Source organism: Mesorhizobium maamorense (genome assembly GCF_044998965.1).
Lineage (GTDB): Bacteria > Pseudomonadota > Alphaproteobacteria > Rhizobiales > Rhizobiaceae > Mesorhizobium.
In genome coordinates this window covers 3,718,686-3,730,203 of the sequence record NZ_CP173356.1, presented here as the reverse complement: position 1 = coordinate 3,730,203, position 11,518 = coordinate 3,718,686, and the positions used below count along the sequence as shown (strand labels likewise).

The 11,518-nt window shown below is 63.6% G+C and carries 10 protein-coding genes; all 10 read right to left on the bottom strand.

Annotated elements, in window-relative coordinates; translation table 11 throughout:
* Nucleotides 1-16: 16 nt before the first annotated feature.
* A complete protein-coding gene (locus ACIU1A_RS18805; RefSeq protein WP_404924956.1) occupies nucleotides 17-691 on the bottom strand; it encodes a DUF1028 domain-containing protein in 675 nt (224 codons plus the stop codon).
* 5 nt (nucleotides 692-696) lie between these two features.
* Nucleotides 697-1,113, bottom strand: coding sequence for a RidA family protein (locus tag ACIU1A_RS18800; RefSeq protein ID WP_404924955.1), 417 nt, complete (start codon nucleotides 1,111-1,113; stop codon nucleotides 697-699).
* A gap of 43 nt (nucleotides 1,114-1,156) precedes the next feature.
* The gene (locus ACIU1A_RS18795; RefSeq protein WP_404924954.1) at nucleotides 1,157-2,431 is read right to left on the bottom strand and encodes a flavin-containing monooxygenase; all 1,275 of its coding nucleotides are present in this window, start codon (nucleotides 2,429-2,431) and stop codon (nucleotides 1,157-1,159) included.
* 52 nt (nucleotides 2,432-2,483) lie between these two features.
* A complete protein-coding gene (locus ACIU1A_RS18790) occupies nucleotides 2,484-3,656 on the bottom strand; it encodes an alpha-hydroxy acid oxidase (RefSeq protein ID WP_404924953.1) in 1,173 nt (390 codons plus the stop codon).
* A 339-nt stretch (nucleotides 3,657-3,995) separates the two neighbouring features.
* Entirely contained in the window at nucleotides 3,996-5,093 is a 1,098-nt protein-coding gene (locus tag ACIU1A_RS18785; protein ID WP_404924952.1) for an acetamidase/formamidase family protein, read from the bottom strand.
* A 12-nt stretch (nucleotides 5,094-5,105) separates the two neighbouring features.
* The gene (locus ACIU1A_RS18780) at nucleotides 5,106-6,044 is read right to left on the bottom strand and encodes an ABC transporter permease (RefSeq protein ID WP_404924951.1); all 939 of its coding nucleotides are present in this window, start codon (nucleotides 6,042-6,044) and stop codon (nucleotides 5,106-5,108) included.
* A gap of 2 nt (nucleotides 6,045-6,046) precedes the next feature.
* Nucleotides 6,047-7,147, bottom strand: coding sequence for an ABC transporter permease (locus ACIU1A_RS18775; protein ID WP_404924950.1), 1,101 nt, complete (start codon nucleotides 7,145-7,147; stop codon nucleotides 6,047-6,049).
* Entirely contained in the window at nucleotides 7,134-8,687 is a 1,554-nt protein-coding gene (locus ACIU1A_RS18770; RefSeq protein ID WP_404924949.1) for an ABC transporter ATP-binding protein, read from the bottom strand. The genes ACIU1A_RS18775 and ACIU1A_RS18770 overlap by 14 nt, the downstream gene beginning before the upstream one ends.
* Nucleotides 8,677-9,768 carry a BMP family ABC transporter substrate-binding protein gene (locus ACIU1A_RS18765; protein WP_404924948.1) on the bottom strand — a complete coding sequence of 364 codons (1,092 nt, stop codon included), beginning with the start codon at nucleotides 9,766-9,768 and terminating at the stop codon, nucleotides 8,677-8,679. Before ACIU1A_RS18765 ends, ACIU1A_RS18770 begins: the two co-directional genes overlap by 11 nt.
* A gap of 136 nt (nucleotides 9,769-9,904) precedes the next feature.
* Complete coding sequence (locus ACIU1A_RS18760; protein WP_404924947.1) at nucleotides 9,905-11,368, bottom strand: aldehyde dehydrogenase family protein; 1,464 nt, start codon at nucleotides 11,366-11,368, stop codon at nucleotides 9,905-9,907.
* Between the last annotated feature and the right edge of the window lie 150 nt (nucleotides 11,369-11,518).

The following is an 11,518-nucleotide window of genomic DNA, read 5'->3' as shown; positions in this document are numbered from 1 at the left end:
TAGGTCCTCTCGTCCGTTATTCGTCGCCTGGAACGCCATAGCTCGGCGCGTCCGAGGGGTTGATGGCGCGCGTCACATAGGCGTCGAGTTGGGGCTTGTAGAGTTCCCACAACGCGGCCAGTTCCTCAATCGGACAGGCTTCCGTCCAGTCGCAGCGCAGATCGGCTACCGGCCAGGCGACGTCGCGCACCAGTTTCATGCCGGCCGAACGAACCGGCCCAGCCTCGCCACCAGCCTTCAGCGCTGCCCGCATGGTAGCGATGATGCGGTCGCCGAGATGGCCTTTGGAAGCGAGGAAGGCGTCGACCATGGCGTGCGGCACGCCGTCATTGGCGAGAAGGTTGCCGCCGCAGGCAACATTTTCGGCCAGCGCTTCGGACCAGGTGCCAAGCGCCTTGGGGCCGGAATGAATGGCGGTGATGCCTTTAGCATCGACGGCCAGAACCTGCCGGTAGTCGATATGGGTGCCGGTGCGCTTCAAGATGGCGACGGCCTCTGCTGCAGAAGCGCCGCGCGCCATCAGCTTGAGCCCGCGCGTGCCGAGCGTCGGGTCGGTGACGTTCTGGCTGGCGATAGCGCCGACACCGGCCTGCGCATAGGCGCAACGCGCCGCAACGGCGGGCGAAGAAGACGACACCGCGACCCCAAACATGCCCGTTTTCGCGCAGCGCGCGACGATGGAGAAGGTCATGGCGCTCAGTCCGGAATGACGGCGGTGCCGTCGATCTCGACCAGCCAGTCCGGCCGGGCCAGGGCTGAGACGACCAGCCCGGTGGAAACCGGATGCACGCCTTTGATGTACTCGCCCATGGTCCGGTAGACCGCCTCGCGGTGGCGGACGTCGGTGACGTAAACGACCACCTTCACCAGATGCTCCATGGTGCCGCCGCATTCTTCGATGAGCTGCCTGATGTTCTGCATGACTTTGTGGGTCTGCTCGACCGGATCGTGGCTGTCGATGTTCTTGGCCGTATCGAGGTCCTGCGGGCACTGGCCGCGCAGGTAGACGGTCCTGCCGCCCCGTGTGACAACAGCCTGACACAGGTCGTTATCGAGCTTCTGCTCGGGATAGGTGTCTTTGGTGTTAAACGGGCGAATTCTCGTATGCGCCATTGTGGCCTCCCTTGGATCGAAACCTGTCGGTCCGAAAAGTTGACTATTGCTCCTCGGCCCGATGCCTCATGGAAGCATGATAGGCCATATATTTGCGCCGCGTCGAAATGCGGTCCGCCACGTGCATGGCGTCGTGCCAGACGCCCCAGATGAAGCTGGAGCCCCTGCGAGCCTGCCATGGCAAGCCCAGGAAATAGATGCCTGGCTCGACCGATACGCCGCGCTGATGCCTTGGCCTGCCCTTCTCGTCAAAGGTGTCGACCTTTAGCCAGCTATAGTCGACGCCATAGCCCGTTGCCCAGATGATCGAGGCAATCCCGACCTCATCCAGGTCCAGTTCGAGAACGGGATGGGTCATGCATCGCGGGTCCGCATCGATCCTGCGGGCACCAGGCTCTTCGGGGAGATCGAGGCCGTTGCGGGCGATATAGGCATCGGCTTCGTCCAGCAGCGCTGTCAGATTGGCGTCGCCGCGCCGGATATTGTCGCCAAGATCGGGCGCGAAGGTCAGCAGGCCGTTCCGGAACGATTCCGTGCGGCCGACAAGCGTCATTCCCTGCATCGCCAAGCGCCGGAAGTCGATCGTCTCGCCTTCGCGCACGCCGCTCACCGCAATGGTGACATGCTCGGTGCCAGGTCCCGGCGTTTCGGTGTCCCATTTGCCCAAAACCCCCAGCCACCAGCAGAAATCACGGCCACGATAGGCGCGGGGAGGGCGGTCGTGCGGGCCTACCGAAAGATATACGCGCTTGCCCGAACGCTGGAGTTCATCCGCAATCTGCACGCCTGAAGATCCTGCCCCAACCACCAGCACCGCGCCTTGCGGCAATTGCGCCGGATTGCGGTAGGCATTGGAATGCATCTGCACCAATCTGGCACTCTCAGGCACGACGGAAGGAATGATCGGACGCTGGAAAGGCCCGGTCGCGGCAACTACGCTATCGGCTTCGATCACGCCTTCCGACGTGTCGACCCGGAAGCCGGGTCGGCCGACATGCCTTTCTGCCTTTTCCACCGCCACGCCGCAGCGGATGGGGGCAGCGATTTTCTCGGCATATGCGACGAAATAATCCGCGACCTCCTCTTTCGGGGGAAATCCGTCGGGGCCGGTGTCGGAGAATTCCATACCCGGAAAGCGATCGTGCCAGGCGGGGCCGTTGGCGACCAGCGAGTCCCAGCGTTCGGAACGCCAGCGTTCGGCGATACGGCCCCGCTCGAGGACAAGATGAGGCACGCCGTTTATGGTCAGGTGCTCGCTCATGGCCACCCCCGCCTGACCGGCGCCGACAACGAGCGTGTCCACTTTTTCGACTGGCATTTTCGTTACCTTTTCTGGCGATTAGGGATCGCCGTTCGCGCAACCCGGCGCACTAAACTCCCGTGTTTGCCGGTGATCGGCTCGGTTTGAGGCGGGAAAAGTCCTCGGTTCGGTTCATGCGGCAACTCAGGGAAGGACAATCGGCAATGTCAGTCACCCCCGCCTGGGCCATCACGCCCCTGAGTTCCGCTTCGAACATCTTGGCCAGATGAGCCGGCCCTTTCGTCCCCAGCGCGGCGGTGGCGGCGAGGAACGGCCTCCCTGCAAATGTGAAATCGGCACCGCATACGAGTGCTTTCAGGACGTCCAGCCCCGAATGGACTGAGCCGTCCAGCATGATCGCGGCGCGCCCCGCCACGCGGCGCTTCAATGCCTGCACCAGATCGATCGCGGCCGGTGCCGCATCGAATTGCCGCCCGCCGTGGTTCGATATGATAATTCCGTCGATGCACAGTTTTACCGCGTGTTCGGCATCGTCCGGGTGCTGGATGCCCTTGAGCACCAGCGGCCCTTGCCACTTCTGGCGAATGCGCTCGACCAACTCCCAGGTGACCGCTCCCGCCATATGCCGGTCGACATAACCGGCAACGTCGGCAGGGCGGCGGCGTCCCTTCAGATAAGGGACGAAGTTGGCAAAGCGCGGCTGCCGGTGACGAAGCGTGGAAATCAACCAGGCCGGCGCCCGCGCCACATCGTAGACCGTTCTCCAGGTCGGCCGGAAGGGCACCGTCAACCCGTTGCCGAGGTCGCGCAGGCGTTTCTGGCGCATCGGCGTATCCAGGGTGAGCACGAGGGCATGAACGCCAGCTCTGACGGCTCGGTCGACCATGTCCAACGTTACGCGGTAGTCGTCCTCGGGCACCGCGTAGAGTTGCAACCAGACCACGCTGGGGGCGATGCGGGCGATCGTCTCGATGTCGGAGTTGGATACCATCGACAGCAGGAACGGAATCCGTGTCTTCTCCGCCGCTGCGGCCAGGGCGTCGTCGGCATTCGGCCACACCAGACCCGACAATCCCATGGGAGAGATTCCAAGCGGCATCGCATAGTCCCGGCCGAATAGCGTCGTGGTCAGGCGCGGCACGCTTGTATCTAGACCATAGCGGGGAATGATTTCGATGGCATCCAGCGCCCGGCGGTTGCGTTCGATGCAGATTTCACTACCCACACCGCCTTCGAGATAGTCGAAGGCAAATCTCGGAATCCGCCGTTTCGCACGCTTCATGAGGGCTTGAAAGCCAGGATACCGCCTGATGAGCTTCGCGTCGGCGCTGGTGGAAGCGCCAGCACCCCATCCCGATCCGGGACCAAGCTGATCTAGCCTTGGAGTTGCCATGCTCGGTCTCTTTGGGCAACGTCGACGTCAGCGCAGCCCCGCGGCGCTCCCGCAGGGCTGGTGTTTACGCGCGACACGTGACGCCTCAACCGGAAAGATAGACCGGGAGGGAGTCCGGATCGCGTCTCGGCACAAGGGCGTGCCATGCCTAAGGAAACGAGTGTTTTCATCATTCTTGCGTTTTCAATCTTGCCACCCCGGCCGAACGCCGGAGGCCGCAAGGCTTGTTCACGTAAATATGTCGAGCGGTAGGAATGCGGACACGATGGCATTGGGAACATCGACCAATTCGCTGATGCGCAAATCCACGGTCGCACTGCAAATGGCATAGGCCTGCTGGCTATGGTAACCCCTGGTTCCCAGATAGTCGATCATCCCGAGCAAAGCGCGCCGCGCCGCAAGATTGATGCTTTCCGAGACGTTGGTGCCGTTGTCGTCGAGCGACAGGCCGGTTGTCGCCATATACTGGCGGGAGGTTGCGCGGGCTGTTTCGGTGTGGATGAAACGCAATTGGGTGAGCCTGTCGCGCGCCGCCTGCTGCTTGTGCAGGGTAAGGCGCGCGGTCAGCGTGGCGCGCATCTCGATGCCTTGCCCGCAGACTTCGCCGTCACCCTGCGCGAAATGCGCATCGCCGGTGGAGAACAGGGCGCCCTCGACGAAGACCGGAAAGAACAGCCGCGCGCCGATGCCCGTCTGGCGAATATCAATGTTGCCGCCGTTCTCACGCGGCGGCCCGGTGCGCAGCGCTTCCGCGCCGAGCCGGGCCGGCACCGCGCCCTGAGGCTCGGTCGGCGGGAAGCCGAACTCACCGCGTGCCAGCGAGGCGGCTTCGCGCGCATTGGCGCGCTCAAGCAGCGCCCTGTCCGGAGCGACGCCGATGGTACCCATGAACGGGTCCGCCGGTATACGGATGCCGGGCAATTGCTCGCTGGTGGCGAAGCCGCCTTCCAGCCGCCACTTGACAAGATAGCGATCCGGGAACACGTCGCGCAGGAAGCCGAACCCCGTCGATTGCACCGTATAGCCGAACGTCGCCGGCGCGATGTCGACAATCTCGACTTCCAGTATGTCGCCGGGTTCCGCGCCTTCGATATGGACCGGGCCGGTCATCGGATGGACGAGGTTCGAATCGATGGTTTCGAGGTCGGCGAGTGTCGTTTCCGGCGTCACCTGCCCGTCCAGCGCATCGCGGGTTTCGATGACGAGGGTGTCGCCGTGCCGGCAGCGGGCTATCGGCCCGATATCCGGGTGCCAGCGGTTGTGGCCTTCGGCCGTGTCCTGGCCGAGCGGATTGCTGGGATGGATTTTCATCTCGACCCGGGCCATGTGCCGCCCCCTCTAGCGTTCGTTCCGGAAATAAGGTTTGCCGAGCGCTGCCGGCGCACCCAGCCGGCTGCTCTTGTCGAAGGCCGAAAGCAGGATCAGCACGGCGATCGTCAGCACGTAGGGCAGCATGGACAACACCTCGGCCGGGATCGAGCCGAAGCCGGCTGCCTGGAGGGTGAAGTTGGCGCGTAGCGCCAGACCGAAAAGATAGGCTCCGGCCAGCAGCCTGAGAGGGCGCCACGAAGAGAAGACGATGAGGGCGACCGCGATCCAGCCGAGGCCGCTGGTGGTGGCGGCCTGCGACCAGTTGGGAACGCGCGCCAGGACCAGGTAGGCGCCGGCGAGCCCCGCCAGTACGCCGCTCGCAATGGTGTGGCAATATTGGATTGCCGCCACCCGTACGCCCATGACGTCGGCAGTCGCCGGGCTTTCGCCAACCGAGCGCGTCGTCAGACCCGGCTTAGTATAGCGGAAATAGACCGCAACCAACACGACCAGCACCCAACTCGCATAGACCATCGGGTCATGCTGGAACAAGATCCGGCCAAGCACGGGAATGTCGGAAAGGAAGGGCAAATCACAAGGCGTGATGCGCACGGCGATGGCCTGGCCCTCGACGGACTTGCCCAGGAACGTGGCGACGCCGCTGCCGAAGATGACCATGGCCAGGCCGGCGACGATCTGGTTGGCTTTCATGGTCACGCACAGGAATGCGTGGACTGCCGCCAGGGCAGCTCCGGCCAGCATGCCCGCGACCAGCGCCACGGCGATGCTCGATGTGCCTTGCGCGGCCAGAAATGCCGATACCGCGCCCATCAGCATCATGCCTTCGATGCTAATGTTGATGACGCCAGCCCGCTCGGACAACAGGCCGCCGAGCGCGGCCAGCATCAGGGGGGTGCCCGATGCGACCGCGGCCGCAGCGGCCAGAATGAGGATGGCTTCGTTCATGTCTATTCTCCCGTCCGGGCACCCGGTGCAGGGCCGACAATCCTGACGCGGTACAGGAGGAAGATTTCGCCGGCGAGCAGGAAGATGAGGATGGCGCCCTGCAGCACCACGGAAATGGAACTGGGCACGGCGATGCCCGGAAGCGACTGGAGCGTCGCTCCGGCATTGGCGAGACCGCCCAGCAATATCGCCACGGGCACGACGGCGAGCGGATTGTACAGCGCCAGGGCGGCGACGATGATGCCGGTATAGCCGAAGCCGACGGCCAGCCCCGTCGGATCGAGTCGATGCGCCCGCCCGGCGACTTCCGAGGCCCCGGCAAGGCCGGCCAGGGCGCCGGATATCAGCAGGAGAACCAGTGCGGTGGCGGCCACGTTGATGCCTGCATAGCGGGCTGCACCGGGAGAATCGCCCACCACCCGCGCTCGGAAACCGACCCTTGTCCAGCGCATCATGGCGAAGACCAGTACCGCCATGGCGCAGCCGATCAGGAAGCCGGCATGAATGCGCGTATTGCCGAACTCCATCAGCATGCTGCCGAGGGGGATGCGTGTTCCTTGGGGAAAGTTGGTCGAGGTCGGATCGCGTAGCGGGCCGTTCGAGCCGAAGATCAGGAAGCGGGCCAGTAATATCGCGACATAGTTAAGAAGCAGCGTGGTGATGATTTCGCTGGTGCCGAGCCGGACGCGGGCCAGTGCCGGAACGAGCATCCAGGCTGCGCCGCCGGCCATGCCGGCAGCCAGCACGATAGCGGCGGCGATCGGGCCGGCAAAGGCATCGCCAAGGAAAAGTGCTGCCGCTGCCGCGCTCATGCCGCCGGCCACAAGTTGTCCCTCGGCGCCGATATTGTAGAGCTGGAACTTGAAGGTGACCGCCGCCGCCAGTCCGGTGAAAATGAGCGGGGTGGCCGAAACCAGCGAATCTTCGATGCCGTAACGCGTGGCGAACGAGGCGGAGACCATCTCGCCGTAGATGAGGATGGGATCGAAACCGTTGGCGAACAGAAAGGTCGCCCCGACGGACAAAGCGAGCGCGATGGAGCAAAGCGGGACACCGATGTGAAGAAGCGGCCCGGCCTGCGCGCGTCGGTCAAACTTCAGCAAAGCGCTTTCCCTTTTTCGATCCGGCCATGGCCAGGCCGATCTCGACTTCGTCGAAATCACCGACCGCGCTTTCATGGGCGATGCGGCCCGCATACATGACGACGATGCGATCAGCGAGATCGCGCACCTCGTCGAGATCTTCCGATATCAACAGGATGGCGGCGCCGCGATTGCGGTAGTCCTGAAGCATGGTGCGCACGAATTCGATGCCGGCGACATCGAGCCCACGCGCCGGCGAAGCAATGACGAAGGCTTTGGCCGAATTGCCGAGCTCGCGCGCCAGAAGGACTTTCTGGACATTGCCGCCCGACAGGCGGCGCACGATCTCGCCGGGCTCGCGCGCCTTGATCTCGAATTGCCCGATGGCTTCAAGCGCGCGCCGCTTCGCCTCGCCCCTGTCGATCAGGAAATTCATCTGCGCCGTCAGTTGTAGGTTGTCGGCGATGGAAAGGCCGGACGCCAGGCCTGTGCCGAGGCGATCCTCCGGGACATAGGCGAGGCCGGCGCGGCGGGCGGAGCGTGGGCCTTGCCCGGTCACGTCGTTGCCATCAACGCTCACGGTTCCGGAAACCGGCGTACGCAGGCCCGCAAGCGTCTCGGCAAGCTGCAACTGCCCATTGCCGGCGACCCCTGCCACGCCGAGGATTTCGCCGGCCCTAACGTGCAGGTCGATATCGTAAAGGCCGCAATGGTGGTGCGCCGGCAAGGACAGGCCTTGCGCCGACAGAACGATGCTGCCGGGCGCGCGGATTGCCGGGCGAGGTTTCAGGTCGACATCGCGCCCTACCATCAGACGAGCCAGTTCGGCGGGCTCATAGGTTCCGGTTGCGGCGCTGGCCACGACCTTGCCGGCGCGCATGATGGTGGTGCGGTCGGCAATGGAAAACACTTCGCCCAGTTTATGCGTGACGAGCACGATGGCCTTGCCGTCATCGGCCATGGCCCGCAGCGTCGTGAACAGGGATTTTACCTCGCCGGGCGCCAGCACTGCCGTCGGCTCGTCGAGGAAAAGCACGTCAACGTCGCGAAACAGCATCTTAACGATTTCCACCCGCTGCCGCTCGCCGAGCGAAAGCCTGTCGATGGTGGCGTCGGGATCGATTTCCAGCCCGTAGCGCGAGCCGAGGTCGGCTACCGTCGCGCGGATCGTGCGGGCATCCATGAAGAAGCGCTGGCGCGGATCGCCGAGCACGATGTTTTCCGCCACGGTAAAACGCTCCACCAGATGAAAATGCTGGTGGATGATGCCGATCCGCTGGGCCAGCGCGTCGCGCGGGCTCCGGAACGTCACGCGCTTTCCGGCAACTTCGAGTTCGCCGCTGTCGGCGCTGTAAAGCCCGGTGAGAATGGAGGCCAGCGTGCTCTTGCCGGCTCCGTTCTCGCCAAGCAGCGCATGGATTTCGCCGGCGCGAAGCTGGAAATCCACCCGGTCGTTGGCAACCACCCCGGCGAAGGCCTTGGAAACGTTCCTGGCTTCGATGAGCACGGTGCCGGCACCCACTGCGCTCGTTCCGGCTTTGGCGTGCGCTTTATTTTCCATTGGCGGCGCCAAGCACGCCTTCCACGAAGTAGTTCATCTCAAGCAGTTGCTTGAGCGAGGCCACGTGTCCCGCCGCGAGGATTTCCTTGCCGTCCTGATCCTTGATCGGCCCGGTGAAGGGCGCGAAAGCGCCGCTTACGATCTCCTTGCGTTTGGCCTCGACGCGGTCGCGCACGTCCTGCGGCACGGAATCGCCATAGGGTGCGAGGCCGGTGGTATCGTCCTTCACGTAGCCGTAGATCGGGTCAGGCTTCCAGGTGCCGTCGCGAACCGCCTTGGCCACGTCGATATAGATATGGCCCCAGTTCCAGACGGTGCCGGTGAGCCACGCCTTGGGCGCGAAGGAGGACATGTCGGCGTTGAAGCCGGTCCATTTTATGCCCGCTTCCTGCGCGACCTGTCCGGTCGCTGGCGTATCCTGGTACTGGGCGAGCACGTCGACGCCGGCGGCAACGAGGCTTTCGGCCGCCTGACGCTCGATGTTGGGGTCATACCAGGTCGAGGTCCAGACAACCCGGACGGTCGCATTCGGGTTCATCGAGCGGGCGCCGAGCGTAAAGCTGTTGATGTGGCGCAAGACTTCCGGGATCGGGAAGGCCGCGACGAAACCGATCTCGCCTTTCTTGCTGGCCGAAGCGGCGACCATACCTTCGAGGTAGCGCGCCTGATCGGCCATGATCATGTAGGTGCCGAGGTTCGGGGCGGTCTTGAAGCCGGTGGCATTCATGAACTTGACGTCAGGATAGCGTTCGGCGGCGGCAACCATCTGGTCCATATAGCCGAAGCTTGTGCCGAAGATCAGCTGGTTGCCACGCCGCGCCAGATCCTCGAACGTGCGCTGGCTTTCCGGTCCCTCCGGCACGTTTTCCACGAAGACGGTCTCCACATCGGCGCCGAGCGCCTTTTCCATCGCCTTTCGGCCGAGGTCATGGGAATAGGTCCAGCCGGCGTCTCCGATGGGGCCGATATAGACAAATGCCACCTTGAGCCGCCCATCGGCGGCTTCGGCCATGCCGGCCATGGCCACGAGGCCGACGGATAATAGGGATGCTGCTAATTTTCGGGCAAGATTCTTGAACACGGCTTTTCCTCCCTTAGCCAAATTGCATCCATTGTTTCTTTATATGTCGACAATAGTCAATTAAATTGTATCCAACACTCGATAGCTTTCGGGCCGCAATCGGAGGCCGGACGAACCAGACCGGCCTCGGATGTCGTCAGTCGGGCATGGGATGGTGGATGCAGAAGTTCTTGATCTGCTGATAGGCGGCCACGGCCTCGAGCCCTTTTTCGCGGCCATAACCGGACAGTTTGTAGCCGCCGAACGGGAATTCCACGTCGAGGCCGACGCCGAAGGAATTGACCCAAACCTGGCCGACGCGCAGCTTTTCTCCGACGCTTAGTGCGGCGCTGATGTTGCTGGTGTGGATACCGGCGACGAGGCCGAAGGGCGAATCGTTTGCCAAGCGCACGGCTTCTTCCGCGGTATCGAACGGAATGACAGTCAGCACCGGCCCGAAAATTTCCTCGCGGGCTATGCGGGTATCGTTGCCGGCGCCGACCACCAGCGCCGGCTGCACGAACGCGCCGCCGGCGAGGGCGGCGGTTTTCGGCGTCTCGGCGCCCATGAGCAGTTCGCCGTCCTTTCGCGCAACGTCGAAATAGCGTTCGACGTCCTGCATGTGCTTCGTGCTGATCAGCGGGCCCATGTCGGGATCATCGACGCCAGCACCGAGCGTCATGCTGCTGATGCGCGCATGTAGCCGGGAAACGACCTCGTCATGCACCGAGCGCTCGACGAGAAGGCGGGTTCCGGCATTGCAGACCTGGCCGCAATGGGTAAGGAAGCCGCCCGCCACGATCGGCAGCGCCTTGTCCATGTCGGCATCGGCAAACAGGATCTGCGCCGACTTGCCGCCGAGTTCCATGTTGCAGGGGATGGCATGGGAGGCTGCGGCGACGAGCACGCGCTCGCCGGTTTCCACCGACCCCGTGAAGGTGACCTGGTCGATGCCCTTGTGGCGCGCCAGCATGTCGCCAACCACAGAGCCGCGCCCGTTGACGAGGTTGACAAGGCCGTCAGGCAGGCCCGCTTCCTGGCAGATTTTCATGAACTCGTAGGCCGTCACCGGCGTTTCGGCCGACGGCTTGATGATGACCGAGCAGCCGGCGGCGAGCGCGGGCGCCACGCCGCGTGCGATGAGCTGGAGCGGATAGTTCCACGGAATGATGTGCAAGCTGACGCCGATCGGTTCCTTAACGGTCCAGTCCGACCAGTCCGGTCCGAGCGGGATGGAGTTGCCGTGCATTTTGTCTGCGGCGCCGCCGTAGAATTCGAAGAAGCGGGCGGAGCAGTCGACCTCCCAATAGGCGTCGCGCAAGGGCTTGCCGCTGTCGGTGCTTTCGAGCCGGGCGATTTCGTCGCGCCGTTCCAGCAGCAAGGCAGCGATCCGCTGCATGGCGCGGCCTCGTTCGAACGGGCGCATCCGGTGCCAGGGACCGTTGTCGAAAGCCTCGCGTGCCGCGGCCACGGCGGCGTCGACTTCGGCGGCACCTGCGCGCGCGAATTCGGCAATGACCGCGCCCGTCGACGGATCGATGCTCTGGCCGACGCCGTCCGATCCTTCGTTGAGGACCTTGTTGCCGTAGACAAGCGGAATGAAGTGAGAATGAGCGGTCATGAGATCTCCCTTGGCCAATGCGTACCGGCGGTCGTCGGTTACGATTGCGCAATGCACTGGTATTGTGTATACAATCACTCTATATTTGTCGACATGATTTGACAGCATGTCCGCAGAATGTTAGGCGTCTGATTTCGAAACGGTCATCAA